The sequence below is a fragment of the Streptomyces sp. BK208 genome (assembly GCF_004364245.1).
Classification (GTDB): domain Bacteria; phylum Actinomycetota; class Actinomycetes; order Streptomycetales; family Streptomycetaceae; genus Streptomyces.
The window spans coordinates 757,257-781,892 of the sequence record NZ_SOAV01000002.1 but is presented as its reverse complement, the minus strand read 5'-3'; the positions used below and the strand labels follow the sequence as shown (position 1 = coordinate 781,892).

Genomic DNA, 24,636 nt, shown 5'->3' with positions numbered 1-24,636 from the left:
TTCCCCTCCAAGTGAATCCAGGTGGTTCCCCATGCCCAGAACGACGCTGCGCCAGCTCAACGGTTTCGACGAGACCCCGGCGAAGCTCGCCGCGTCCACGCTGATCCTCGTCGACTACCAGAACACCTACACGACCGGCGTCATGGAGCTGGACGGCTGGCGGGAGGCGCTCGACGCCGCCGCCGAACTGCTGGCCCGGGCCCGTCAGGAGGGCACGAAGGTCATCCACGTCGTCAACGACGGCGGCGAGGGCACGCCGTACGACATCCGGGCCGAGATCGGGCAGATCCACCCGAGCGTCGCGCCGGTCGACGGGGAGACCGTCGTCGTCAAGAAGGTGCCGAACGCCTTCGTGGACACCGACCTCGCCGAGCACGTGGACGCCGCGGGCCACAGCGACGTGGTCATCGCCGGCTTCATGACGCACATGTGCGTGGCCTTCACCGCCCAGGGCGCCTTCCTGCGCGGCAACCGTCCCACCGTGGTGGCCGACGCCAGCGCCACCCGTGCCCTGCCCGTCGCGGGCACCGAGGTGGACGCCCGCCAGGTGCACTACGGCGCGCTCGCCACCATCGCCGACCTGTACGGCGTCGTCGTTCCGTCGCAGAAGGAGATCGCCTGATGAAGCTGCTCCGCCCGGCCGCCGCACTCGCCGCCGCCGCCGTCCTCGCTGTCACCGCCACCGCGTGCGGCGAGTCGGAGGCCGCCTCCTCCGAGGGCGAGCCGTCGGCCTCCGGCACCACCGCGGCGACGAACGTCGCGAAGGACACCACGACGCTGCGCAAGCTCAACGGCCTGGACGAGACCCCGGCCACGCTCTCCGACGCGACGCTCATCCTCGTCGACTACCAGAACACCTACACCGGGGGTGTGATGGAACTCGACGGCTGGAAACCGGCCGTGGACAACGCCGCGGCGCTCCTGAAGCGGGCCCGCGCGGCGGGCACGCCGGTCATCCACATCGTCGACAAGGGCTACGACCTGAAGTCGAAGGCGGGGCAGATCATCCCGGCGCTCGAGCCGGCCGAGGGTGAGCCCGTCGTCGAGAAGAGCGTCCCGAACGGCTTCCACGGCACCGACCTCGCCGCGCAGGTGAAGAAGGCCGACCGTGAGAACGTCATCATCGCGGGCTTCATGACCAACATGTGCACGCTGTTCACCACCCAGGGGGCCTTCCTCAACGGCAACAAGCCGACCGTGGTGGCCGACGCCTCCGCGACCCGGCCGCTGCCCCTGAAGGGCGACCCGAACGGCATTCCCGCGCAGCAGGTCCACGAGGCCGCTCTCGCCACGGTCCAGGACCTCTACGGAGTCGTGGTCCCGTCGCAGAAGTCCCTGACCTGAGACTTCCCCCCACCCTGAATCACCCCCACCCCCCCCCCACCCTGATTTCCCCCCACGCTGTTCCCCCCCCCACGCCACAAGGCACTTTCACTCACCCAAGAGAGCAGGAAAACGGGGCATGGCAACACGTAGAGGATTTCTGGGCACCGCGTCGGCCGTCGGGGCGGCGACGCTACTCACGGGCCAGACCGCCTCCACCGCCTCGGCGGCCACCACCGGCACCACCGCGACCGACCAGAAGGCCGCACGCGACGCGATACGCGCCGTCAACGCGAGGATGCGCGCCAACTACGCGACCCTCAAGAGCGAACTGACCACACAGCTCAGCCCGGTCGTCGTCGTCTCGAACAACGCGGTCGGCGGACGCTTCACCCTCATCAACGGCGGCAAGCAGGTCGAGACCGTCGACCCGGTTCCGGAGTACTTCGAACTGGCCAAGTCGATCGCCCACGTCCCCCTGGGCCTCTTCTCGATCCTCGCCTCCTACCTCAGCGACCAGGTCCCCAACATCCCCAACGCGGACCGCATCGACCCGCACGACCTCGGCATGGTCGTCACCAGGGCACCCGGCGACAAGGGCTGGATCACCCCGCTGAACGCCTTCAGAACCACGCTCCAGACGGCGTACACCAAGCTCGGCACGGCGAATCTCCCGCTCGACCTCGAGAACTCCTGCGACAGGATCCTGAGCGAGGCCGTCAGGTTCATCGACGCGTCCGTCCAGGCGCAGGCGTTCGACATGGTGTCGTTCAACAGGTTCGCCGCCACGGTCTATCCGTCCATCCGCGTCAACATGACCTTCGCCGCCACCGCGCAGATCACCGGCATCGAGGGCCTGATGAAGCGGTGGCGCACGCTGATCGGCGAGACGGCGTGGAGCAACCTCTACGTCACGGTCCTGTCGATCTGGACCACGGCCGAGCTGAACCAGGCGTCCATCATCATCCGACGCACCATGAACCAGGCGAAGGTGGACACCCACCTGATCGACCTGCCGACCGTGGAGACGCCCTCGGACCCGATCGCCGTGGCCCTGGACAACCTGGCGCGCATCGTCCAGGACAACGTCGCCGCCGAGATGGTCTTCAACACCGACCTCGAGGTCGCCGACGCCCTCAAGGGCAAGGAGGACCTCCTCTCCGACGAGATCCTCCAGCAGATCGGCGGAACGGCGCCCGTCGCGAGGACGGCCGGCTTCGCCGCGACGGCGGCGGTGGCGGGCACCTGCCCGATCACCGGGCACACCGCCACCGTGTGATCACCCGGCGTCCCCCGCCCCTCCCGGGGACGGGGGACGCCGGCCCCGGGTGCGGCTCCCGCCCCGGCGCCTTCCCCACCCTTCTCGACTGGGCTCCCGCAACGGCCGGTTGACCGGGGCCGGGTCAGGTCAACGTTTCCGTTCGATTTATCGTCTTCGCACGTGTGTCCGCACCGGGCACCCTCTGACGAAGCCGAACGGAATCGCCGACCGTGGTCCCTGCCGATCTCACCGTCTCCCGGCCCGACCAGCGGTCGGACAGACGCCCGGACGCGGCGCCGCGCGCCCTGTGGCACCGGCTCCGCGTCCCCCTGCTCGCCACGCTGCCCACCCTGCCCCTGTACGGGCTGTGGTGGGCTTTCCTCGCCACCGGCGGCGGTGACCTCGCCGCTCAGGAGACGTGGGCGGACTTCGCGGCGCGGCACGGCGGATCGGCGTACGGGCTGTTCTGGTACGGCGGGATGCACACCGCCAACTACAGCCTCATATCCCCGTACTTGATGGCAGCGCTCGGCGTGCGCACGGTCACCGTGGCGTCCGGTCTCGCGGCCGGCTGGCTGGCGGCGGTGGTGATCCGGCGGGCGGGGGTGCGCCGGCCGCTGTGGCCCGCGCTGCTGGCGTCGCTCGCGCTGTGGTGCAACGTCGCCTCGGGGCGGACCACCTTCGCCCTGGGCGTCGCCTTCGGGCTGGCCGCCTGCGTGCCCCTGGTCCGTGAGCGGCGGCTCGCCCGCGCCGCCCTCTACGCCGCGCTCGCCACCATGGCGTCCCCGGTGGCCGGGCTGTACCTGGCCGTGGTCGGGGCCGGCTTCCTGCTGGTGCGGGACTGGGGGCGGGCCCTGGTCCTGCTGATACCGCCCGCCGCCGTCGTCGGGCTCACCACGCTGTTCTTCCCCTTCACCGGGGAGCAGCCGATGCCGGTGGACCGGATCTGGCCGCCCGTCGCGCTCGGGCTGGCCGTCACCGTGCTGGCGCCGCGTACGTGGCGGGTGGCGCGGTGGAGCGGGGCCGTGTACGCGGTCGGGACGGTGCTGACGTACCTCGTCGCCTCGCCGGTGGGGACGAACGTCGAGCGCTTCGTCGAACTGTTCGCGCCCGCCGCGCTGCTCGCCGCCCTGCTCACCGCGGACCGGCTGCGGCGCGTCACGAGCGCTCTCCTGGTCGTCGCGCTCGTCTACTCCGTCGGGTGGGTGGGCAAGAAGACCGTGGACGATCTGCGGGTGTCGACGGCGGTGCCCGCCTGGGCCGCCAGGACGGACGGGCTCGTCCGGGCGCTGGACGGGCTCGGCGCCGACCGCACCCGGGTGGAGGTCGTGCCCGCCCGCAACCACCGCGAGGCCGCGGGGCTCGCCCCGCACGTCAATCTCGCCCGCGGCTGGAACCGGCAGCTCGATGTGGAGCGCGGCCGGCTCTTCTACGACGGCAGCTTCTCCCCGGCGACCTACCGGGCCTGGCTGGACCGCTGGGCCGTCGGCCTCGTCGTGCTGCCGCTCGGCAGGCCGGACGGCCCCGCCGAGGCCGAGGCGGCACTCGTACGGGACCCCGCGCTGCGGCCCGAGTGGCTGGAGCCGGCCTGGCAGGACGAGCACTGGCAGGTGTACCGGGTGCGGGACGCCGTGCCGCTGGTCTCCGCGCCCGGCAGCGTCGTGACGACCAGCGGCGTCGACCTGGTGCTGCGCGCCGAGCGGCCTGGCCCGGTCACCGTGAAGGTCGCGTGGTCGCCGTGGCTGCGGGCCGACGGCGGATGCCTGACCCGGGACGGCGAGTTCACCCGGCTGACCGTCCCGGCGGCGGGCGAGTACCGGATCAGCTCGGCGTACCTTCCTTCGCCGACGATGCCGGACCGCTGCTGACCTCGTCGGCCGCGGGACGTGGAGGAGCGGCCGGCGTCTGTGCAGCGGCCGTCACCGTCCGGGCCCGGGGCCCCTGGAACAGGTACGTCAGCCCGAAGCCCCCGCCGACGACGAGTGCGCCGCCCACCGCGTCCAGGACCCAGTGGTTGCCGGTCGCGACGATCGCCGAGACGGTGAAGAGCGGGTGCAGCAGGCCGAGGGCCTTCATCCACATCTTCGGCGCGATGAGCGCGATCACCACCCCGCACCACAGCGACCAGCCGAAGTGCAGCGACGGCATCGCCGCGTACTGGTTGGTGAGGTGGGTCAGGGTGCCGTAGTCCGGCTTCGTGAAGTCCTGCGCGCCGTGCACCGTGTCGATGATGCCGAGCCCCGGCATCAGCCTTGGCGGGGCCAGCGGGTAGAGCCAGAAGCCGACCAGGGCGAGCAGCGTGGCGAAGCCCAGGGAGGCGCGGGCCCAGCGGTAGTCCACCGGGCGGCGCCAGTACAGGACGCCGAGGACGGTCAGCGGGACGACGAAGTGGAACGACGTGTAGTAGAAGTCGAAGAAGTCCCGCAGCCAGCCGACCCCGACCACCGCGTGGTTGATCGCGTGCTCGATGTCGATGTGCAGGAAGCGCTCGACATCGAGGATCTGCGTGCCGTGCTCCTCGGCCCGCGCCCGGCCCGCCGAGTTGCTGCCGCCGGTCGCCGCCAGGCGGACCTGGGAGTAGGCGGCGTAGGTGACCCGGATGAGGAGCAGTTCGAGCAGGAGGTTGGGCCGGGTGAGGACCCGGCGCAGGAACGGCAGCAGCGGGACGTGCTTGAAGCGGGTGGGGACCGGCTGCGCGTAGGCCGTCGGGACCGGCGTCGCGAAGTACGGCGAGGTGCGCGGCAGGAAGGGCACGGCGACGGCGGCGGCCAGCGCGGCGAGCAGGACGACGTTGTCCCGCAGCGGGTACAGGGCCGACATGTTCGGCAGCATCATCTTCGCGGGCAGCGTCATCACCAGGACGACGGCGACCGGCCACACGTACCGGTCGGAGGCCCGCTTGCCGACCCGGCCGACGACCGCGGGCAGCACCCACAGCAGCTGGTGCTGCCAGGTGGCCGGGGAGACCGCCACGGCCGCGCAGCCGGTGACGGCGACCGCGAGCAGGAGCTGGCCGTCACGGGCGTAGCGCACGGCGCGGCGCAGGGCGAGCACGGCGACGGCGGCGCCCAGCAGCAGGAAGAGGGCGATCTCCAGGGGGCCGTTCAGGCCGAGGCGCAGCAGGACGCCGTGCAGCGACTGGTTGGCGAGGTCGTCGGCCTCGCCGCCCAGGCCGACCCCGGCCATGTGGTGCACCCAGTACGTGTAGGAGTCCTGCGCCATGGCCGCCCAGGCGACGGCGGTGCAGGCGAGGAAGGTGAGCCCGGTCGACACCGCGGCGCGTCTGCGGTCGGTGAACCACAGCAGGGGGACGAAGAGCAGCACGGTCGGCTGGAAGGCGGCGGCGACGCCGATGAGTACGCCGCCCACCCGGTCGCCCCGGGCTCCGCGTACGGCGAAGCAGCCCAGCAGGACGAGGAGGACCGGGATGATGCTGGTCTGGCCGAGCCAGAAGGCGTTGCGCACCGGGAGCGACAGCATCAGCAGGCTGATGGCGACCGGCGCGGCCAGCAGCGCCGTACGGCGACCGACCGGCTGGGGCAGGGCGCGGGCGGCGACCAGGCCGAGGGCGACGACCAGCAGCAGCGAACCGAAGGTCCAGCCCCAGCCGAGGGCCTGCTCGGCGGCGCGGGTGAAGGGTTTGAGGACGAGACCGACGAACGGGGTGCCGGTGAACTGCGTGGAGTCGTAGAGCGACCCCTCCACGTGCAGGACGCCGTGCTCCCCGACCCAGGTCTCCAGATCCGTCAGGCGTTCCCCGCGCGGGGTGCCGAGGACCGCGGCCACCTGTCGTACGGCCAGGACGGCGGCGATCAGCCACAGGCCGAGGCGTGCGACGCGCAGCCGTGCTCTGGTCGCGTCGGCGGCCGAGGGTCCGAAGGTCTCCACCGGTCGCCCACCGTGCTCCGCATTCGCCACGCCTCGTCGGCCTCCCGCCCCGTTCGTACCGTACGTACCGCGTTCGTGTACGCGATGTGTCGCTCTTGCGAACCCTATGAGGCTCGCACTGCCTCCGGAGGAAGACGCGAGCGCCCCCCACTCAACCTGACAGCCGCCCGCTTTTCGTGCCGAAGAGCGAGAAGGATCACAGCTCGCGGCTGCGGGAACGGCGCGCGGACCGGGTATGTCCCCTGCGTGTACGCCTTTTCGGTGCAGAGTGCAACGAAAAGCATACCGGGCGTAAGCGGCGCATCAGCGCCTATGGTCGCTTTTCAGCCCGTGGCCGATTGCCGCGGGCTCTTTCCGGCCCGGCGACAGCGCCGCCGTGCGGGCCGTGGCGTCCCCCGCCCTTGTCCCTTGTCCCCGTCGAAAGCAGGCGAGCGTAGTTTTGTCGGCCGTCCCCGTCGCCACCGCCCCTTTGACCCGTACGAGCCCCGCCACCGTCCCGCGTGCCGCCGGCGCGCCCACCGCCACCGATCCCGCGCTCGTACGGCGTGCCGTCAAGGCGGCGGCGCTGGGCAACGCGATGGAGTGGTTCGACTTCGGCGTCTACAGCTACATCGCCGTGACGCTGGGCAAGGTCTTCTTCCCGTCGGGCAACCCGACCGCGCAGCTGCTCTCCACCTTCGGCGCGTTCGCCGCCGCGTTCCTGGTCCGCCCCTTGGGAGGCGTGGTCTTCGGGCCGCTCGGGGACCGGGTCGGGCGGCAGAAGGTGCTCGCCGTGACGATGATCATGATGGCGGCCGGCACGTTCGCCATCGGGCTGATCCCGTCGTACGCGACGATCGGGGTCTGGGCGCCGGTGCTGCTGCTGGCCGCGCGGCTGGTACAGGGCTTCTCCACCGGCGGCGAGTACGCGGGCGCGTCCACCTTCATCGCCGAGTACGCGCCGGACAGGCGGCGCGGGTTCCTCGGCAGCTGGCTGGAGTTCGGCACGCTCGCCGGGTACATCGGCGGCGCCGGTCTGGTGACGCTGATGACGGCGCTGCTGTCGGACGGCGACCTGACGTCCTGGGGCTGGCGCATCCCGTTCCTGATCGCCGGCCCGATGGGCATCGTCGGCCTGTACCTGCGGATGCGCCTGGAGGAGACCCCGGCGTTCGCGGCCGAGGTGGAGAAGGCCGAGGCGACGCGGCGCAAGGTGCCGCTGCGGGAGATGGTCACGGGCCAGTGGCGGGCACTGCTGCTCTGTGTCGGCCTGGTGCTGGTCTTCAACGTCACCGACTACATGCTGCTGTCGTACATGCCGAGCTACCTGACCAGCGAGCTGAAGTACGACGAGACGCACGGGCTGCTGGTGGTGCTGGCGGTGATGGCGCTGATGATGATCGTCCAGCCGTTCGCGGGCGCGCTGACCGACCGGGTCGGGCGCCGGCCGGTGATCGCGGCGGGCTGCGCGGGCTTCCTGCTGCTGTCGGTCCCGGCGCTGCTGCTGATCCGCGAGGGCAGCCTGCTCGCGGTGGCCCTGGGCATGGGCGCGCTGGGCATGCTGCTGGTCTGCTTCACGGCGTCGATGCCGTCCGCGCTGCCGGCGCTGTTCCCGACGCGGGTGCGCTACGGATCGCTGTCGATCGGCTTCAACGTCTCGGTGTCCCTGTTCGGCGGGACGACGCCGCTCGTGGTGACGGCGCTGATCGGAGCGACGGGCAACATGATGATGCCCGCCTACTACATGATGGCCGCGGCCGTGGTCGGCGGCGTGGCGGTGTGGTTCATGACGGAGTCGGCCGGGCGGCCGCTGCCGGGTTCGGCACCCGCGGTGGAGAAGCGCTGAGGCCCTGCCGGACTCCCGGGACCGCCGAGGACGGCTGAGGCCCTGCCGGACTCCCCGGACGGCTGAGGACGGCTGAAGCCCGGCCGGACTCCCGGGACCGCCGGGGACGGCTGAGGCCCTGCCTGGCCCCGGGACCGCTGAGACCCTGTCAGACTGCCGGGATGATGATCAGGCTCGCGGAAGAACGCGACTTCGCCGGCTTCCTCGGCCTGGCGGCCCAGGTCGAGCACTGGTTCGGCCCGATGGTCGAGGACGCCGGATTCCATGACGCGGTGCGCGAGCACATCCGCCGGGGCGCGGCCCTGGTGGCCGTCCCCCCGGACCGGGGCGCGCATACCGGCTCGGACGCGAACACGGGCACGGGCACGGGCACGGGCACGGGCACGGGCACGGGCACGGACACGGACACGGACACGGACACGGACACGGACACGGGCACGGACACGGACACACATACGAGCACGGGCACGGGAACGGATCTGCTCGGCGGACTCCTGTTCGGGTCGGACGACGGGCCGGTCCACCACGTCCACTGGCTGGTCGTGTCGCAGCGGGCGCGGGCGGGCGGCGTGGGCCGCGAGCTGATGCGGGAGGCGCTGCGCAGGTGGGTGCGGGGCCCCGCCGACATCGAGGTGGTCACGTTCGGAGCCGACCACCCCGGCGCCTCGGCGAGCGGCGCCCGCGCCTTCTACGAGCGCCTCGGCTTCACCCCCGCCGAGACGGTCGCCCCCGGCCCGGAGGGAGGCTCCCGCCAGCTCTACCGCCGTACCGTGCCGTCCGGCTACGCCTCGTGGTAGAAGCCGACGTTGACGCTGCGCGGCTCCGCGCGGTCCTGGACCACGACCTCGCCGCTGCCGCCCCTGGGCAGCGGCACGGTGCCGCCGTACCGCAGGGACTGCGGGTGTCCCCCGACGGTCAGCCGGACCTCGCTGGAGGGCTCCTGCTGTGAGCCGCGCAGCCAGGTCAGCCGCCAGGTGCCGTCGGTCCCGCAGCGGAACTCCAGGTGGACCCGGGAGACGAAGAGCCAGTCGTCCGGCGTCACCAGCCGGCACACGGACCTGTCCCGGCCCACCCGCAGCACCGCGTCCGGTTCGCTGGGCGCCTCGGCCATCTGCATACCGGCCGTGGCACCCGCGTCGGCCGCGGTGACGGCGGCCATGGTGAGTTCGAGCACGTGCGCTCCTTCGGGTCCCCGAGACGTCCGTCGTCGGCCGGTCGCGTCGTCCCTCGTCGGACTGTCGCCGCCGCATGATAGATCGACCGGTGGTGCGGTGTCCGGCACAATGGGGTCATGACCGAGCGAAAGCCACCCGGCGTCGAGTTCGAGTCCTGGGTCGACAAGCAGATTCGGGACGCGGACGCGCGCGGTGAGTTCGCCGACCTGCCCGGCGCGGGCAAGCCCCTGCCCGGCGAGGTGGACAGCACCTACGACGAACTGTGGTGGGTCAAGCGGAAGATGGCCCGCGAGGGCTTCTCCGTACTGCCGCCCACGCTGGCCCTGCGCAAGGAGGCGGAGGACGCCCTGGAGGCGGCGGCGGGAGCCCCGTCGGAGCGGGTGGTCCGGCGCATCGTCGAGGAGATCAACGTCAAGATCCGCGACGTCATGTTCAAGCCGCCGCCCGGCCCCCCGCTGGGTCTGAAGCCCTACGACGTCGAAGAGGTCGTACGGCAGTGGCGGGAGAGCCGGGCGGAGCGGTGACGCCGGTCGTTCAGATGTGCATCAGACGGTCCGCCAGCTCGCGGTAGTCCCGCAGGGCGAGGCGGAGTTGCTCGGTGTCCGCGGTCGGCGCGCCGCCGCCCTCACCGTCCTCCTGCCAGGAGGTGCGCAGGGTCCGGCGGCGCTGTGTCACCGCGTCCGTGAAGCGGGCGGTGAGCTCCTCCAGGACGCGGTCGGCCTCCTCGACGGAGACGCGGGGCGCGTCGATGAACCCGGCCACCGCGTGGTGCAGCCGCTCACCGAGCCGGTCGGACTCGCCGGACGGCAGCAGCGGCCGGTCCGCCCCGGAAGCGCTCGCCGGGGTCGCCGTCGCCGCGGCGCTCGCCGGGGTGGCGGCGGCACGGGGGTCGGCAGCTTCACCGGAACCGGCCCCTGTGCCGGGCCCGGCGTCGGTACGCGGCTCGGCCGGGGTGCGGGGTCCGGCGTCGGGCCGGACGCCGCCCGCGGTGCCGTGTCCGGCGTCGGTGCCGATTGCGTCGGTGCCGATGCCGGTAGCGCTGCCGTGCCCGGTACCGCTCCCGGGGACCGCACCGCTGCCGGGTACGGCGTCGGGGTTCGTGCGGGTGCCGGGTCCGGTGGTGGCGCCCAGGTCGGCACCGTCTCCGGGTACGGCTTCGGCACTCGTGCGGGTGCCGCGCTCTGCGGGGGTGCCGGGGTCCGCGGCGGTGCCGCGCTCTGCGGGGGTGCCGGGGTCCGCGGCGGTGCCGCGTCGCTTGCCTGTCAGATCTGACATTGTCTCAGCTCTCCTTCGGCCGGCGCTTGCCGAACGACAACGTGTGGGACGCGCGGGCCGCGGGTGCCGACCGTTCGGCCTCCGTGCCGGTCCGCTGCCGGTCGCCGCCTTCGTGGCGGGACGGACGCATCAGGGCCTCGAACAGCGCGCGGGCCTCGACCATGGACTCACGCATCTCCTCCGTGTCCGCGCCGCCGTCACGGGCGACGTCCACGCGCGTGTGCGTCACGCGGTGCACACGGCGGTAACCCTCGACGTGGTGGGCGTGGTGCACGGACAGCGCCGTGAGCTGTTCCTCGTACTGCCCGCCGTCCGGGAAGCCCCGGGCGCCGGCGAGTTCCGCGATCAGCCGGTCCGCCTCGCCGACCGCCTCGCGCGGGGAGTCGACGAAACGCTCCTGGGCCGCGGTCCAGCGCGCCTCGAAGCGCTCGCGCTCGGCGGGCTCCAGCGGCCGGACGTGCAGCGACCCGTGCCGCCGCACCCGTTCGGTCAGTTCGCGTTCGGCGGCCTTGGTGTCGCCGTCGTGCCGCGCCACGGCCAGGTCGTACTCGGGCCCGAAGCGCCGCTTCAGGCTCCCGCCGTGCTGGGGGCCCCGTGCGCGCAGGGCAAGGACGGCCGCGACGACGAGCACGACCGCCACGATCACGATCAAAGCGATGATCACGCCTGTGGACATGAGTGCCTTCCGGGTTTTTCAGCCTGCCGGCTCTCCGAGCGGGCCGGTTCGCGGTTCGTGTTGCCGCCGAAGCCGCGCTCAAACGGCGCACGGCGTGCGCCGACGGCCCACCGGTGGGAAAATCCGCTTGCACGGTGTCCGGGTCGCCCGCCGACAATGCGGGTCATGACCTGGACCGTCGACCCGGAACCGCACGACTCCCCCGTGGCAGCCGCCCTGTGGCGCGCGTACTACACGGAGGTGAGCGACCGCTGGTACCAGCTGCACGAGGGGCACACCACGGACCCCGACGAGCTGGAACGGGAGATCGCCGCGCAGTCCGGCGCCGACCTCGCCCCACCCCGGGGAGCACTGCTGGTCGCGCGCTGCGACGGTGCCCCGGCCGGCACGTCGGGTGTGCGGCTGCTGGACGGCACCACCGCCGAGCTGACCCGGGTGTTCCTGTACGGCGGGATGCGCGGCCGGGGCGGCGCCGCGCTGCTCGTGCGGGCGGCCGAGGACGCGGCCCGCACACTCGGGGCAGAGCGCATGGTCCTCGACACGCGCGGCGACCTCGTCGAGGCCCGTCGCCTGTACGCGCGCCTCGGCTACACCGAGACCGAGGCGCACAACGACAGTCCGTACGCCGAGCACTGGTTCGTCAAGCAGCTGCACCCGGCGGCCTGAGCCGATCGGCGAGGGTCCGGGGGGAGGGTCAGGAGGGTGAGCCCGCCCGCGCGGGCGTACGCCCCTCGTGCGGGCGCTCCCGCTCCGAGCCGCACAGTTCGCCGGTCAGCTCCCGTACGAGCTGCACCAGGTCGGTCGGGCGGTCCGGGCCCCACCAGTCGCCGAGCAGTTCGGCGAGCGAGTCCTCACGGGCCCGCGCCAGCCGTTCGGCGACCTCGCGGCCCCGCCCGGTGAGCACCAGGTCGGGCCCCTCGCGCACGGCAAGGTGACGCTCCTCGACCTGCCGGGCCGCCGCCATCACGGTGGCCAGCGGGACGGGGCTGCGCTCCGCGAGCTGGGCCGGCTCGACCCGGCCGTACTTCCTGACCCGCAGCAGCATCCAGCTCGACGCCGGCAGCAGGTCGTAGCCGGCCCGCGCGGTGATCCGGCGGTAGATCTCCCGGCGGCCCTCGCGAGTGCCGAGGACCGACAGGGCGCGGCACACCTCGTCGTGCGAGGACCGTTCCACCGGGTTGCTGGCGAGGGTCTGGGTGGCGTCCGGTGCCGTGACCGAGCCGCGCAGCCGGTCCTCCTTGAGGAACCAGGCCAGGAGGAAGGTGATCAGGGCGACGGGGGCGGCGTACAGGAAGACGTCGGTGATGGAGGAGGCGTAGGCGTGGATCGCCTCGGGGCGCAGCGCGGGCGGCAGGGCGCCGATGCCGCGCGGGTCGGCCTTGAGCGTGTCCACGGAGACGCCCGGCGGCAGGGCGGCGCCCTCGAAGGCGTCGCTGAGCTGGTCGCCGAGGCGGCTCGCGAAGATCGCGCCGAAGATGGCCACGCCGAACGACGCGCCGATGGACCGGAAGAAGGTGGCGCCGGAGGTGGCGACGCCCAGGTCCTCGTAGGGGACGGCGTTCTGCACGATGAGGACGAGCACCTGCATCACCAGGCCGAGACCCAGGCCGAAGACGAAGAAGCAGGCGCTCACCCCGGCGGTGGCGCTGTTCTCGTCGAGCTGGTGCAGCAGGAGCAGCCCGAGGGTGGTGACGGCGGTGCCCGCGACGGGGAACACCTTCCAGCGGCCGGTACGGCTGACGATCTGCCCGGAGACGGTCGACGACAGCAGCAGCCCGAACACCATCGGCAGCATGTACACACCGGACACGGTGGGCGAGACACCTCGCACGACCTGCAAGAACGTCGGGAGGTAGGTCATCGCGCCGAACATCGCGAAGCCGATGACGAAGCTGATGACCGCGGAGAGCGTGAAGGTGCGCACGCGGAAGAGCTTGAGGGGCAGGACGGGCTCGGCCGCCCGGCGTTCCACGGCCACGAAGAGGACCGCCAGGACGACCGCGACCACCGCGAGGCCGATGATCTGCGGGGAGCCCCAGGCCCAGGTCGTGCCGCCGAGCGAGGCCACCAGGACCAGGCAGGTGGCGACGGAGGCGATGAGGAGGGTGCCGAGGTAGTCGATGACGTGCCGGGTGGTGCGGCGCGGGATGTGCAGCACCGCCGCGATCACGGCGAGTGCGACGACACCGACGGGCAGGTTGATGTAGAAGACCCAGCGCCAGCTGAGGTGCTCGGTGAAGACCCCGCCGAGCAGCGGCCCGAGCACGCTGGTCGCGCCGAAGACGGCACCGAACAGCCCCTGGTAGCGGCCGCGTTCCCGAGGCGGGACCAGGTCGCCGACGATCGCCATCGACAGCACCATCAGTCCGCCGCCGCCCAGGCCCTGCAGGGCGCGGAAGGCGATCAGCTGGGACATGCCCTGCGCGATGCCGCACAGGGCGGAACCGACCAGGAAGATGCCGATCGCCAGCTGGAACAGCCTCTTGCGCCCGTACTGGTCGCCGAGCTTGCCCCACAGCGGCGTCGCGGCGGTGGCCGCCAGCAGATAGGCGGTGACCACCCAGGACAGGTGTTCGAGACCGCCCAGGTCGCTGACGATGGTCGGCAGGGCCGTGGAGACGATGGTCTGGTCGAGCGCGGCGAGCAGCATGCCGAGGAGCAGGGCCCCGATGGAGACGAGCACGCCGCCGGCGACCTGCTCCTGCTGCCCCGGTGCCGCGGGCCCCGGGTCCGCCTCCGCCGCCTCGCGCACATCTCCGGCCATGTGGACCTCCACGGGTGTCATGACGCTCACGGGTGTCGACGCGTACCGCCCATCCCGGTCGGTGTGACCCGATTCGACCGTTTCAGTCCTGCAGGAGGCCGGTATTCCGGGGGCGTGTGCGCGGAAGTGTGGAGAAGATCTGCATAATCTCTGGAGTTCGCGAGGGGAGTCGCGAGGGGAGGGACGCACGCGTGGAGCAGCAGAAGGAGCCGTCTCAGGAGCCGCCCGCGAGGGCCTCGTGCCCGGAGTGCGGCACGCCCAGGGAGGCGGACAACACTCCGTCCTGCGCCTGCGGGGCGAGGGCGTCCGACGCCCTGCGCGACGCCCGCACGGCCCAGGCGGCAGCGGCGGAGGACTTCGACCCGCTGCGCATACGGCCGTACGTGGAGCTGGACGGGGCCGGGGAGCCCGTGGGGCCGGGCCCCGCCGGGCACGCGGAGTCCGGCCCGCCCGGCGAGCACCCTGCCGCACCCCCGGCCGACGGACCGCCCCCGGCTGCCGCGGCGGAGACCGGGAGGGCCGCGGCGGACGACGGGAGCGGATCGGGGACCGGGGCGCCCGCGTCCGACCGGGACGCCACCGTGACCCTGCGGGCCGTCGACGCGGGCGCGGACGGCGCCCGTACCGCCACAGGCCCCGCGGACGGGGACGCGAAGACGAAAGCGGTACTGCCGACGCCCCTCGCCCCCTCGGCCGGCTCCCCCAGCGCCCACGACCTGCGCTTGTTCGAGACGTCCACCACGGCATCCCTGCCGCCGACCCTTGCGGACGGGAGCGGCACCCCCGGCACACCGGGGGCGGACGGCACACCGGGGGCGGACGGCGGCGGTCGGCCGCCACGGAGGCGTCGCACGGGCCTGCTGCTGAGTGCCGCCGGAGCGGTCGTGGTCGTGGTGGGCGCGGCGGGATTCTCGAGCGGGCTGTTCTCCTACGACACACCGTCGCGGGACGGGGCTCTGCCGGCCGACGTCCGGGCCGGCGTACCCGACCCGTCGACCGGCGAGCCATCTTCCGGCACCGCCGCATCGAGCACGACCTCGTCCCCCTCGACCCGCTCCGTGCCGCCCTCCCCCTCCGCGTCCGCCTCCCCGTCGCAGAGCACGAGCGCGTCGGCCGCACCGTCGCCGTCGGCGTCGAGCGCCTCGACCGCACCGTCCCGGCCGGCCGAGCCGACGGGGGCCACGACCGCGCCGGCCGACGACGCCCCGCAGGAGCCCGAGGACGACGACCCCGACCTGGCCGCCGGTCCGACCCTGCGGCGCGGCGACCAGGGCCCGGAGGTGGTGGAACTCCAGCAGCGGCTGGCCGGGATGAAGATGTACTGGGGCGAAGCCAACGGCGACTTCGACCGCCAGGTCGAGGACGCCGTCCGTCAGTACCAGTGGTTCCGCGGCATATACACCGACGGTGTCGGCGTCTACGGCCCGGACACCCGCCGCAGGCTGGAGTCCGAGCCGCAGGAGTAGCGAACCGGGAACCGCGGCGGCAGCCGGGGAAGCCTCGGCCTCTTCGACAGAGAAGCCGCGGCCACATATGCAGCAGGAGAAGCCGCGGCCGGCGCAGCGGCAGCCGGGAGAGCGGCAGCCGGAGCAACCGGAGCCGCAGCAGCGGGGGCCACGGAAGCCGCAACCGGCGCAGCGGCAGCCGGGAGAGCGGCAGCCGGAGCAACCGGAGCCGCAGCAGCGGCGGCCACGGAAGCCGCAACCGGCGCAGCGGCGGCCGCGGGAACCGCACCGGAGCAGCCGCAGCCCCCCAAGCGGCGAGGACGCACGCGGCACCCCCGCACGCGGCGGCGACCGTCAGCCGATGTGCAGGCGCAGCGTGCCGTCCGCGTCGGTCTCGACGCGCACTCGTGTCAGGTCCTGTACGACCACGTCCGGCCCGTGGATCCCGGCGCGCGACCCGACCCCGACGACCCGCATCCCGGCGGCGCGCGCGGCCGTGATGCCGGCGCCGGAGTCCTCGAACGCGATGCAGTCGGCCGGGGCGACGCCCAGCTCGGCGGCGCCCTTGAGGAAGCCCTCCGGGTCGGGCTTGCTCGCCCCGACCGACTCGGCGGTGATCCGGACGTCGGGCTGAGCGAGCCCGGCGGCGGCCATCCGCGCGGTGGACAGGGCCACGTCGGCCGAGGTCACCAGGGCGTGCGGCAGGCCGCGCAGCGAGGCGAGGAAGTCCGCGGCGCCCGGTATCGCGACGACGCCCTCGGTGTCTGCGGTCTCCTCGGCGAGCAGGCGCGCGTTGTCGGCGTAGTTCTGCTCCATGGGCCGGTCCGGCAGCAGCAGCGCCATCGAGGCGTATCCCTGCCGCCCGTGGACGACCTTCATGACCTCGTCGCCGTCCAGGCCGTGCCGGCCGGCCCACCGCCGCCAGACGCGCTCGACGGCGGCGTCCGAGTTGACGAGGGTGCCGTCCATGTCGAGCAGCAGGGCACGGGCGGGCAGAACGGTGGTGGCGGTGGCCGTCATCGGCGGGCTCCAAGGCGCGGGGAGGGGACAAGGCGGCCCCGCCCGCCGGTCAGGGAGAGCGGGCGGGAGCCACTTTGTTCATCCACGGTACAAAAAAGACCGGGGATCGCGCCACCGGACCCCGCCGGACCCCGGCCGGCCGGACCCCGCCGGACCCCGCCGGACCCCGCCGGACCCCGGCCTGCCGCCGCTCAGCCGGCGATCGCCTCCCACAGGCTCCACACGCCGAGGCCCAGCATGAGCACCGCGGCGATCTTCGTGATCAGCCCCAGCGGCACCCGCTTCATCAGCGCCTTTCCGCCGACGATGCCGAGCCCGGCCACCGCCCACAGCGCGAGCACCGCACCGAGGCCGACGGAGAGCGGATCGTCGTAGCGGGCGGCGAGGTTGGCCGTCATGATCTGCGTCAGGTCACCGAACTCGGCGACCAGGATGAGCATGAACCCGGCCCCGGCGACCTTCCAGAAGGACTGGTCCTCCGGCTTGCGGATCTCCTCGTCGTCGTCGTCCTTCTTCATCAGCAGCACGGCGGCGCCGCCCAGGAACAGCACCCCGGTCACCGCGTGGACGATCTGCTGGGGCAGCAGGGTCAGCACGCTGCCGGCCGCGACGGCGAGCACTACGTGCAGCAGGAAGGCGGCGGCCACGCCCGCGAAGACGTACGAGGCGCGATAGCGGGTGCCGAGGACGAGGCCGGCGAGGGCGGTCTTGTCCGGCAGTTCGGCGAGGAAGACGACACCGAAGACGAGCGCCGTCACGGTCAGGCTGATCAAGGTTCCTCAATCGGTCGGGGCCACCCCACCGAGAGTGCTGGTTCGCGGGACTTCACGACGTCCGCGACGCGAGACACCTCGGCACGGCAGCACACGGATCCACCCCTGCCGTACGGCACGGGCGTGCACTGCTTGCCGAAGGTCTCGCTGGCCGGCCTCGCGGTGCGAGACCTGCCTCCGGGCGCCGGCTCAGCGGGCTGAGCAGTATGTCGACGGTCCGGCGAAGAGCTACTCCCCTTCTGCGCCGTCCATAGTACGCGAGCCCGCGGACGGGACCGAGGGCCGAAAGTCCCACGGGCCCCCGCCGGCCCCCGAGGACGACCGGCCGGGCCCCGGCCGACCCCCAATGCCCCCGGGCCGGGCCCCCGCCGGCCCCGAGGACCCCGGGCGGGCTCCCGCCGGGCCTCGCCCGCCCAGGCCGGACCCGTCACACCCCCTGTCACGAGTCTCGTCGCACTCCTAGACGGGCCATGCACATGTCACTAGCTTCTTACCGACCGCACACCTGTGCGCCATGCGGCGTCGCGAGCATTCCCCTGCCCGCGTCCCAACACCCCCACACTCCAAGGGAGTTCGCATGCCGAAGTTCTACGCGCGTCGACGGCTCGGTTTCCTCGCCGCGTTCACCGGGCTCATAGCCTCCGCCGGGCTCCTCAACGGCCCGGCCGCCTCCGCCGCCCTCCCCACCCCGGTCAGCGCCGCCACCGCCCGCACCTACCTCGCCTCCCTCACCGTGGCCACCGAGGACCGCACCGGTTACGACCGCGACCTCTTCCCGCACTGGATCACCCAGTCCGGCACCTGCAACACCCGCGAGACGATCCTCAAGCGCGACGGCACCGGCGTCGTCACCGACTCCTCCTGCGCCGCCACCAGCGGCAGCTGGTACTCCCCCTACGACGGCGCCACCTGGTCCGCCTCCGGCGACGTCGACATCGACCACGTCGTGCCGCTCGCCGAGGCGTGGGACTCCGGCGCCGACGCCTGGACCACCTCGCGCCGGCAGTCCTTCGCCAACGACCTGACCCGGCCCCAGCTCATCGCGGTCACCGACAACGTCAACCAGGCCAAGGGCGACCAGGACCCGGCCACCTGGATGCCCTCGCGCAGCGCCTACCGCTGCACCTACGTGCGGGCCTGGGTGCAGGTGAAGTACTACTACGACCTCTCGGTCGACTCGGCGGAGAAGTCCGCCCTGCAGGGCTACCTCGCGAACTGCTGACGCCCCCCGTCCGCCGTCCGTTCGGCGCGGACCCTCCCACCGGCCTTCGTCGCCCCGTACCGTACGGGGCGACGAAGGAGAGGATCATCATGGCGGGACTGCGCCTGGGCCCACTGCTGAGGTACACCGACGGTTCGTGCGCGACGGTCTGGGTCGAGACGAGCGGCCCCTGCACCGCCGAGGTGCGCTGCGCCGACGGGGCGCGGGGCACGGCCGGCACCTTCCTCGTGGCCGGTCACCACTACGCCCTGGTCCCGGTCGAGGGCCTGACCCCCGGCACGTCGACGCCGTACGAGGTGCTCCTCGACGGTGCGGGCGTGTGGCCGCCCCCCGACTCGCCCTTCCCGCCCTCGGTGATCTCCACGCCCACCGACGACGACGGCCTGCACGTCGCCTTCGGCTCCTGCCGCTGGGCCGCGCCGCCGGCCGGCGGCAAGGACCCGGTGGGCCCGGACGCCCTGGACACCCTGGCCGCCCGGATGGCGGCCGACCCCGGGGGCGCCCGCCCCGACGTCCTGCTGCTGCTCGGCGACCAGGTGTACGCCGACGAGGTGTCCGACGCCACCCGCCGCTGGATCGGCGACCGCCGCGACCTGGACCGGCCGCCCGGCGACCAGGTCGCCGACTACGAGGAGTACACCCGCCTCTACTTCGAGTCCTGGCTCGACCCGGAGGTGCGCTGGCTGCTGTCCACCGTGCCCAGTTGCATGATCTTCGACGACCACGACGTCATCGACGACTGGAACACCTCCGCCGCCTGGCTCACCGACATGCGGGCCACCGACTGGTGGCAGGAGCGGCTGCTGAGCGGGCTCATGTCGTACTGGGTGTACCAGCAGCTGGGCAACCTCTCCCCGGCCGAACTGGCCGCCGACCCGCTGTACGCGGCCGTCCGCGAGGCCCCCGACGGCACCGCCGCCCTGCGCGCGTTCGCCGCCCGGGCCGACGCCGACGCGGCCTCCGTCCGCTGGAGCTACCGGCGCGACTTCGGCCGCACCCGGCTGCTGATGGTGGACTCCCGCGCGGCCCGCGTCCTGGCGGAGGACCGCCGCTCGATGCTCGACCCCGAGGAAGCCGCCTGGGTGCGCGAGCAGATCCTGGACGGGCGGGGCTCGTACGACCACCTGCTGATCGGCACCTCCCTGCCCTGGCTGCTGCCCCACCTGGTGCACGACGTGGAGGCGTGGAACGCCGCGATGTGCGGCGGCGAGCGCGGCGAGCGCTGGGCCGAGCGCGGGGAACGGATCCGGCGCGGGGCCGACCTGGAGCACTGGGCCGCCTTCCCGTCGTCCTTCGACGCGCTCGGCGACCTGATCGCCGAGGCCGGTACGGGACCGGAGGCGCCCGCGACGGTGAGCGTGCTGTCCGGCGACGTGCACCACGCCTACATCGCCGAGCCGTCCTGGCCCGGGCGTGCGCCCGACGCGCGGGTGGCCCAGCTGACCTGCTCACCCGTCCACAACTCCGTGCCGCTCTCGATGCGCATCGGATTCCGCTTCGGCTGGAGCGCCTTGGCACGGGCCCTCGGCCGGCGCATCGCCCGGCACGGACGCTGCGCGCCGCCGTCGGTGAGCTGGCGCAGGACCGGCGGCCCCTGGTTCGGCAACCAGATCATGACGCTGACCTTCCGGGGCCGGTCGGCGCGGCTGCGCCTGGAACAGGCCCGGGCGGACCGCGCCGGGGCGACCGCACTGCGGACGATCACGGACCGGGAGCTCGCGTAGCGCGGGCTCCCGCCCGTGCGGGCGGCACGGGCTTGGGGCGCAAGGGGCGAGGGTAGGAAACGAGACACGTCCGAAGACCGCTCTGCGGGTGTGGGAGCGCTCCCACCTGGCTCGGTGGCGGAGAGACGCCGGTGACTGCACGTCACGCTATGGCGAAATGTTGAACTTGCAAGCACTGATTAGGTGCACCTAACGTGGGCAGCCCACTCGGTTCCGTCCCCCCACCGGCCCCTTCGCGGCCGGCCGACCGAAGGAGCACCCGCATGCCCATACGCCCCAACGGCACCGACGCACAGCCGTACGTACTCGGCCTGTTCCGCATCGTCTTCAGCCTGCTTTTCGTCTGCCACGGCGCCGCATCCCTGTTCGGCGTCCTCGGCGGCGCCGCGGGAACGGGCGGCACGATCGACGCGGGCACCTGGCCGGGCTGGTACGCGGCTGTGATCCAGCTGGTCGGCGGCGGCCTCGTCCTGCTGGGCCTCGGCACCCGCCCGGCCGCGCTGATCTGCTCCGGCTCCATGGCCTACGCGTACTTCAAGGTCCACCAGCCGAACGCCCTGTGGCCGATGGAGAACGGCGGCGAGACCCCCGTCATGTTCTGCTGGGCCTTCCTGCTGCTCGCCGTCACCGGTTCCGGCGCCTTCGGCGCGGACCGCCTGCTCGCCCGGCGCACCTCGCAGCGGGGGCAGTCCGCCCCGGAGCCGCAGACACCGGTCGCGGCCTGACCCGCCTCCTCCCGCCCGCAGCGGTGCCCTCCCGGACGCGGGGGCGCCGCTGTCGCGTGTCGGAGGCCGGGCGGGCACCTCCGTGTGAACGTCCCGCGTCGATCCGACAAGCCCCCTGTGAACCCTCTGTCACACCCCCGGCGTACGCTGTATGGCTGTCATCGGCCGCTCCTGCCGTCCCCGCGTCTCGCGGCAAGGCCCGGCCCACGGGGGCGTATCGGGGAGTTGTGGTGGTCGAGAGTCTAGGAAGTATCGGTTCGCTGGTCAGCAGCCCGTGGATCTACGCGTTGGTGGCCGTCTCGGTGCTCCTCGACATCTTCCTGCCGGTGCTGCCGAGCGGTGTCCTGGTGATCGCGGCGGCGACGGCGGCCGCGGGGTCGGGAGCGGCGGCGGCCGGGCGGGTTCCGCAGGACGTCCCCGACATCCTCGTCCTGACGCTCTGCGCGGCGACCGCCTCGGTCATGGGCGACCTGGCCGTGTACCGCCTCGCCTGGCGCGGCGGGGAGCGCCTCGACCGCGCGATCGCCCGTTCCCGACGGCTGACCACCGCGCAGGAACGTCTCGGCGGCGCCCTGGCCCGCGGCGGCGGCGCCCTCGTCGTGCTGGCCCGCTTCGCCCCGGCCGGCCGCTCGGTCGTCTCGCTGGTCGCGGGCGCGGCGCACCGCCGGGTCCGGGAGTTCCTCCCGTGGTCGGCGCTCGCCGGGCTCGCCTGGGCCGTCTACAGCGTGGCCCTCGGCTACTTCGGCGGCCAGTGGCTGGGCGCGACCTGGCTGGCGACGGGCGTGTCGCTGGTGGCGCTGTTCGGGGCGGGGGCGGGGGCGGCGTTCCTGATGCGCCGCCAGCCCCGTACCACCGAGGCATCCTGACGACCCGCCCCGACCCGGGGCGTCCTGACGCCTGCCCCGTCCTGCGCCGCGGCCGCCGGGCTGTGGGCCGGACGGCACGCACGCTCCGGGGCGGCGGACGGCACGGGCGTTCCTCGAACTCGGACGGCACGGCCGCTCGTCCGACGGCGGGGTCGCACCGCCCGACGGCGGCGTCGCACCGCCCGTCCGGCGGCGTCGCACCGCCGGACGGCACGGCCGCCGGCCGCATCGCCGGACGGCGTCAGGAGGCTCGCCGGGCGCCGGCGCCGCCCCGCACCTCCAGGCCGGCCAGCAACTCGGCCGTGGCCTCGGTGACGGCCTCGACGGCGCGGTCGAAGACCTCCTGGTTGTGCGCGGCGGGCGCGCGGAAACCGGAGACCTTGCGGACGTACTGAAGGGCGGCGGCCCTGATCTCGTCCTCGGTGGCCTCCTCCGCCAGCACGGGCGGACGCAGGGTCTTGATGCTGCGGCACATGACGTCAGTCTCCCCTCTCCAGGTCCACGTACCAGTCGTTCGACGTGATCCGGTGACCCTTCGGATACTCGAAGCCGACCTGCCCGAGGAGCACGAAACCGGCCCCCCGGCAGACCGCGTTGGACGCGATGTGGCCAACCTCGGGGAACGCGTGCAGATACCGGTGGGATCCGGCCGAACGGGCCGCCTCCCGGACGGCACGGGCCGCCCGCACGGCGAGGCCCCGCCCCTGGAACTCCGGCAGCACGCTCCATCCGGTCTCCCAGACCTCGGAGTCCCGCCAGGTCCGCTGCCAGTACCCCACGGAGCCGACGGTCTCGCCGCCGTCCGCCAGGACCACCCGGAACATCCGGCCCGGCGTCAACTCCACGTACCGCCGGTGCCGGGCCAGGAGCCCCTCCTCGGTCTCCGGTCCGCCCAGGTGCGCGGTCATCTCCGGGCTGTTGATCCTGCGCAGCAGCCACAGGTCCCCCTCCGCCCAGGGGACCAGGCTGACCCGCTCCCCACCCGCTCCGGTCCGCTCCGCCACGCCAGCCGTATCCGCCATGTCTTTCACGGTAGGCCAGGGGTCTGACAGTCGGCCCCGGCCCGCGGACCACACTTTCGCGTGAACCCCCGAAGGGAACGCGCGCCTCAAAATCGAACAGGCGTATCATTGGATCGTGGCTACGACCTATGATTTCCCCAGTGACCTCCTCGCCGGCCAGGAGGAACTGCATCAGGTCCGGGCCGAGCTGTCGGCCCTGCTGAAGAGACTCCCCTGGTCCGTCGAGCCCCTCGACGGCTTCAGCGACGACAACGGCTGGCGCAGGATCGAGCGCCCGGCCTCCCCCGGCTGGTCCGCGGACGAGCAGGCCGAGGTCGAGAAGCTGCGGCAGCGCGAGCGCGAGCTGGCCGTGTTCGTCAGCACCCATAGGTACTGGTCGGAGGTGACCGGCTCGGACCGGGTGAGCGCACGGTCGGAGCTGAAGCACGCCCACGAGGCCCCGCTCCCCCGGACCCCGCCCGAGGACGACTGAGACCGGGCGGCCGCACGCGAAAGGCCCCCGGAGGAGATCTCCGGGGGCCTTTCGCACCGACGACGGCGCCGGTCCTGGTGGGCGCGGACGGTTTCGAACCGCCGACATCCTGCTTGTAAGGCAGGCGCTCTACCCCTGAGCTACGCACCCAGGACGAGTCGACAGCCTACATGGCCCGCGGCGCGGCACGGCACCCGAGTTCGCGCCGTGCCGGGGTGGTGGGCGGGGGTTAACCCCACCCTCGATCCGGTAGCCGTCCGGATCCCGCGCCGCTCCCGTGCTCCGTACGGTCGTAGAGCCTCGCCGACCCGGGTCCGCGCCACCGCGCCGGCCCCGGGGGCACCTCGTCGTCGTTCCAGGGGGAGACCGCCATGCCCGCCCGTACCGTTCCCGTCCGCGCGCTGGCCGCCGCCGGCGCCGCCGCCGTTCTCGTCGCGGGCCTGAGCGCCTGCGCCTCCGCCTCGGACGACAAGGAGCCCGAGCACCGGTCCTTCGCCCTCCAGGGCCGTACGCTCACCGTCGACTCCGACGACTCCGCCCTGGAGATCGTCGCCTCGGACGCGCACGCGTCCGGAAAGATCGAGGTCACCCGGTGGTTCTCCGGGTCGGTCGCCGTCGGCTCGGAACCCGAGGTGACCTGGCGGATGAACGATGACCGGCTGGTGCTGCGCATGCACTGCTCCGGAGTGGTCGCCGACTGCGCGGCCAAGCACCGCATCGAGGTGCCGCGGGGCGTCGCCGTCGAGGTGAAGGACGGCGACGGCAGCGTGCGGGCGAGCGGGTTCGAGGACGCGCTGCACATCCGTACCGGTGACGGCTCCGTGCACGTCACCGACTCCTCCGGTCCGCTGGAGCTGCGCACCGAAGACGGTTCCGTCCGCGCCGCGGTCTCCTCCCGGCGGGTGACGGCGCGCACCGGCGACGGTTCGGTGCGGCTGGACCTCGGTACCGTCCCGGACCGGGTGGAGTCCCGCACCGGCGACGGCTCCGTGACGATTTCGCTGCCCCGGGCCACGTACAAGGTGACGACGGACACCGGGGACGGCGCGGTCGACGTGTCCGTGCCCACGGACGGCGCCAGCGCGCACCTGGTCGACGCCCGGTCCGGTGACGGCAGAATCACGGTCCGAACCGCGAACTGACCGGCCCGTGTGTTCGTCCCTAACGGGTGGGAGAATGA

At 73.1% G+C, this 24,636-nt stretch carries 24 protein-coding genes and 1 tRNA gene; 15 read left to right on the top strand and 10 right to left on the bottom strand.

Annotated elements, in window-relative coordinates; all coding sequences use genetic code 11:
• Window positions 1–31 precede the first annotated feature (31 nt).
• From EV562_RS08085 to EV562_RS08070, 4 genes are all read left to right on the top strand, one after another.
• Window positions 32–622, top strand: a complete 591-nt coding sequence (locus EV562_RS08085; protein ID WP_133885954.1) for an isochorismatase family protein — start codon at window positions 32–34, stop codon at window positions 620–622.
• Window positions 622–1,344 carry an isochorismatase family protein gene (locus tag EV562_RS08080; protein WP_133885953.1) on the top strand — a complete coding sequence of 241 codons (723 nt, stop codon included), beginning with the start codon at window positions 622–624 and terminating at the stop codon, window positions 1,342–1,344. Before EV562_RS08085 ends, EV562_RS08080 begins: the two co-directional genes overlap by 1 nt.
• 118 nt (window positions 1,345–1,462) lie before the next feature.
• Window positions 1,463–2,602 (top strand): hypothetical protein, encoded by a 1,140-nt coding sequence (locus EV562_RS08075; protein ID WP_243859989.1) that lies wholly within the window; start codon window positions 1,463–1,465, stop codon window positions 2,600–2,602.
• Between the two features lie 212 nt (window positions 2,603–2,814).
• The gene (locus tag EV562_RS08070) at window positions 2,815–4,452 is read left to right on the top strand and encodes a hypothetical protein (RefSeq protein ID WP_133885952.1); all 1,638 of its coding nucleotides are present in this window, start codon (window positions 2,815–2,817) and stop codon (window positions 4,450–4,452) included.
• Here EV562_RS08070 and EV562_RS08065 read toward each other — a convergent pair.
• Window positions 4,406–6,502, bottom strand: coding sequence for a bifunctional glycosyltransferase 87/phosphatase PAP2 family protein (locus tag EV562_RS08065; protein ID WP_166661645.1), 2,097 nt, complete (start codon window positions 6,500–6,502; stop codon window positions 4,406–4,408). The two genes, EV562_RS08070 and EV562_RS08065, sit on opposite strands and share 47 nt — an antisense overlap.
• A 439-nt stretch (window positions 6,503–6,941) precedes the next feature.
• Here EV562_RS08065 and proP point away from each other — a divergent pair, with 439 nt between their 5' ends.
• Window positions 6,942–8,297 carry a glycine betaine/L-proline transporter ProP gene (proP, locus tag EV562_RS08060; RefSeq protein ID WP_243859988.1) on the top strand — a complete coding sequence of 452 codons (1,356 nt, stop codon included), beginning with the start codon at window positions 6,942–6,944 and terminating at the stop codon, window positions 8,295–8,297.
• Between the two features lie 161 nt (window positions 8,298–8,458).
• A complete protein-coding gene (locus tag EV562_RS35460) occupies window positions 8,459–9,094 on the top strand; it encodes a GNAT family N-acetyltransferase (protein WP_243859987.1) in 636 nt (211 codons plus the stop codon).
• Here EV562_RS35460 and EV562_RS08040 read toward each other — a convergent pair.
• The gene (locus EV562_RS08040; RefSeq protein WP_166661644.1) at window positions 9,079–9,471 is read right to left on the bottom strand and encodes an FHA domain-containing protein; all 393 of its coding nucleotides are present in this window, start codon (window positions 9,469–9,471) and stop codon (window positions 9,079–9,081) included. The two genes, EV562_RS35460 and EV562_RS08040, sit on opposite strands and share 16 nt — an antisense overlap.
• A 117-nt stretch (window positions 9,472–9,588) precedes the next feature.
• On the opposite strand from EV562_RS08040, the gene EV562_RS08035 reads away from it, so the two are divergent.
• Window positions 9,589–9,996 (top strand): DUF1992 domain-containing protein, encoded by a 408-nt coding sequence (locus tag EV562_RS08035; protein WP_133885948.1) that lies wholly within the window; start codon window positions 9,589–9,591, stop codon window positions 9,994–9,996.
• 10 nt (window positions 9,997–10,006) lie between these two features.
• Here EV562_RS08035 and EV562_RS08030 read toward each other — a convergent pair whose 3' ends face one another.
• Window positions 10,007–10,747 (bottom strand): hypothetical protein, encoded by a 741-nt coding sequence (locus EV562_RS08030; RefSeq protein WP_243859986.1) that lies wholly within the window; start codon window positions 10,745–10,747, stop codon window positions 10,007–10,009.
• A gap of 4 nt (window positions 10,748–10,751) precedes the next feature.
• Window positions 10,752–11,423, bottom strand: coding sequence for a hypothetical protein (locus tag EV562_RS08025; protein ID WP_133885947.1), 672 nt, complete (start codon window positions 11,421–11,423; stop codon window positions 10,752–10,754).
• A gap of 165 nt (window positions 11,424–11,588) precedes the next feature.
• Between EV562_RS08025 and EV562_RS08020 the strand changes: the two genes are divergently transcribed.
• A complete protein-coding gene (locus EV562_RS08020) occupies window positions 11,589–12,089 on the top strand; it encodes a GNAT family N-acetyltransferase (RefSeq protein WP_133885946.1) in 501 nt (166 codons plus the stop codon).
• Between the two features lie 28 nt (window positions 12,090–12,117).
• Here the strand turns inward: EV562_RS08020 and EV562_RS08015 are convergent, their stop codons facing one another.
• Window positions 12,118–14,187 carry an MFS transporter gene (locus EV562_RS08015; protein WP_133885945.1) on the bottom strand — a complete coding sequence of 690 codons (2,070 nt, stop codon included), beginning with the start codon at window positions 14,185–14,187 and terminating at the stop codon, window positions 12,118–12,120.
• 191 nt (window positions 14,188–14,378) lie between these two features.
• On the opposite strand from EV562_RS08015, the gene EV562_RS08010 reads away from it, so the two are divergent.
• Window positions 14,379–15,653 carry a peptidoglycan-binding domain-containing protein gene (locus tag EV562_RS08010; protein ID WP_166661643.1) on the top strand — a complete coding sequence of 425 codons (1,275 nt, stop codon included), beginning with the start codon at window positions 14,379–14,381 and terminating at the stop codon, window positions 15,651–15,653.
• Window positions 15,654–15,986: 333 nt separating this feature from the next.
• Here the strand turns inward: EV562_RS08010 and EV562_RS08000 are convergent, their stop codons facing one another.
• A complete protein-coding gene (locus EV562_RS08000) occupies window positions 15,987–16,652 on the bottom strand; it encodes an HAD family hydrolase (protein WP_133885944.1) in 666 nt (221 codons plus the stop codon).
• A 191-nt stretch (window positions 16,653–16,843) separates the two neighbouring features.
• Window positions 16,844–17,425: a TMEM165/GDT1 family protein gene (locus tag EV562_RS07995; protein WP_133885943.1), complete on the bottom strand. Its 582-nt coding sequence runs from the start codon at window positions 17,423–17,425 to the stop codon at window positions 16,844–16,846.
• Window positions 17,426–18,002: 577 nt separating this feature from the next.
• On the opposite strand from EV562_RS07995, the gene EV562_RS07990 reads away from it, so the two are divergent.
• The 4 genes from EV562_RS07990 to EV562_RS07975 all read left to right on the top strand — a co-directional run bounded on the left by EV562_RS07990 (window position 18,003) and on the right by EV562_RS07975 (window position 21,962).
• Window positions 18,003–18,647: an HNH endonuclease family protein gene (locus EV562_RS07990; RefSeq protein WP_133885942.1), complete on the top strand. Its 645-nt coding sequence runs from the start codon at window positions 18,003–18,005 to the stop codon at window positions 18,645–18,647.
• Window positions 18,648–18,736: 89 nt separating this feature from the next.
• The gene (locus tag EV562_RS07985; protein WP_133885941.1) at window positions 18,737–20,371 is read left to right on the top strand and encodes an alkaline phosphatase D family protein; all 1,635 of its coding nucleotides are present in this window, start codon (window positions 18,737–18,739) and stop codon (window positions 20,369–20,371) included.
• Window positions 20,372–20,634: 263 nt separating this feature from the next.
• On the top strand, window positions 20,635–21,096 hold the full coding sequence (locus tag EV562_RS07980) for a DoxX family protein (RefSeq protein WP_133885940.1): 462 nt from the start codon (window positions 20,635–20,637) through the stop codon (window positions 21,094–21,096).
• 230 nt (window positions 21,097–21,326) lie between these two features.
• Window positions 21,327–21,962 carry a VTT domain-containing protein gene (locus EV562_RS07975; protein WP_133885939.1) on the top strand — a complete coding sequence of 212 codons (636 nt, stop codon included), beginning with the start codon at window positions 21,327–21,329 and terminating at the stop codon, window positions 21,960–21,962.
• A 241-nt stretch (window positions 21,963–22,203) separates the two neighbouring features.
• Here EV562_RS07975 and EV562_RS07970 read toward each other — a convergent pair whose 3' ends face one another.
• Both EV562_RS07970 and EV562_RS07965 read right to left on the bottom strand, forming a co-directional pair.
• The gene (locus EV562_RS07970; protein ID WP_133885938.1) at window positions 22,204–22,437 is read right to left on the bottom strand and encodes a DUF2277 domain-containing protein; all 234 of its coding nucleotides are present in this window, start codon (window positions 22,435–22,437) and stop codon (window positions 22,204–22,206) included.
• 4 nt (window positions 22,438–22,441) lie between these two features.
• Window positions 22,442–22,984: a GNAT family N-acetyltransferase gene (locus EV562_RS07965; protein ID WP_133885937.1), complete on the bottom strand. Its 543-nt coding sequence runs from the start codon at window positions 22,982–22,984 to the stop codon at window positions 22,442–22,444.
• A gap of 115 nt (window positions 22,985–23,099) precedes the next feature.
• Between EV562_RS07965 and EV562_RS07960 the strand changes: the two genes are divergently transcribed.
• Window positions 23,100–23,456 (top strand): hypothetical protein, encoded by a 357-nt coding sequence (locus EV562_RS07960; RefSeq protein ID WP_133885936.1) that lies wholly within the window; start codon window positions 23,100–23,102, stop codon window positions 23,454–23,456.
• A gap of 75 nt (window positions 23,457–23,531) precedes the next feature.
• Here the strand turns inward: EV562_RS07960 and EV562_RS07955 are convergent.
• Window positions 23,532–23,606, bottom strand: a tRNA-Val gene (locus EV562_RS07955).
• Window positions 23,607–23,827: 221 nt separating this feature from the next.
• Here EV562_RS07955 and EV562_RS07950 point away from each other — a divergent pair.
• Entirely contained in the window at window positions 23,828–24,598 is a 771-nt protein-coding gene (locus tag EV562_RS07950; RefSeq protein ID WP_133885935.1) for a DUF4097 family beta strand repeat-containing protein, read from the top strand.
• Window positions 24,599–24,636 lie beyond the last annotated feature (38 nt).

Coding starts and splice junctions, on each gene's coding strand:
- EV562_RS08085 (WP_133885954.1), top strand. CDS start 32: ATGCCCAGAACGACGCTGCGCCAGCTCAACGGTTTCGACGAGACCCCG.
- EV562_RS08080 (WP_133885953.1), top strand. CDS start 622: ATGAAGCTGCTCCGCCCGGCCGCCGCACTCGCCGCCGCCGCCGTCCTC.
- EV562_RS08075 (WP_243859989.1), top strand. CDS start 1,463: ATGGCAACACGTAGAGGATTTCTGGGCACCGCGTCGGCCGTCGGGGCG.
- EV562_RS35460 (WP_243859987.1), top strand. CDS start 8,459: ATGATGATCAGGCTCGCGGAAGAACGCGACTTCGCCGGCTTCCTCGGC.
- EV562_RS08035 (WP_133885948.1), top strand. CDS start 9,589: ATGACCGAGCGAAAGCCACCCGGCGTCGAGTTCGAGTCCTGGGTCGAC.
- EV562_RS08030 (WP_243859986.1), bottom strand. CDS start 10,747: ATGTCAGATCTGACAGGCAAGCGACGCGGCACCGCCGCGGACCCCGGC.
- EV562_RS08025 (WP_133885947.1), bottom strand. CDS start 11,423: ATGTCCACAGGCGTGATCATCGCTTTGATCGTGATCGTGGCGGTCGTG.
- EV562_RS08020 (WP_133885946.1), top strand. CDS start 11,589: ATGACCTGGACCGTCGACCCGGAACCGCACGACTCCCCCGTGGCAGCC.
- EV562_RS08015 (WP_133885945.1), bottom strand. CDS start 14,187: ATGGCCGGAGATGTGCGCGAGGCGGCGGAGGCGGACCCGGGGCCCGCG.
- EV562_RS08000 (WP_133885944.1), bottom strand. CDS start 16,652: ATGACGGCCACCGCCACCACCGTTCTGCCCGCCCGTGCCCTGCTGCTC.
- EV562_RS07990 (WP_133885942.1), top strand. CDS start 18,003: ATGCCGAAGTTCTACGCGCGTCGACGGCTCGGTTTCCTCGCCGCGTTC.
- EV562_RS07985 (WP_133885941.1), top strand. CDS start 18,737: ATGGCGGGACTGCGCCTGGGCCCACTGCTGAGGTACACCGACGGTTCG.
- EV562_RS07980 (WP_133885940.1), top strand. CDS start 20,635: ATGCCCATACGCCCCAACGGCACCGACGCACAGCCGTACGTACTCGGC.
- EV562_RS07970 (WP_133885938.1), bottom strand. CDS start 22,437: ATGTGCCGCAGCATCAAGACCCTGCGTCCGCCCGTGCTGGCGGAGGAG.
- EV562_RS07965 (WP_133885937.1), bottom strand. CDS start 22,984: ATGGCGGATACGGCTGGCGTGGCGGAGCGGACCGGAGCGGGTGGGGAG.
- EV562_RS07950 (WP_133885935.1), top strand. CDS start 23,828: ATGCCCGCCCGTACCGTTCCCGTCCGCGCGCTGGCCGCCGCCGGCGCC.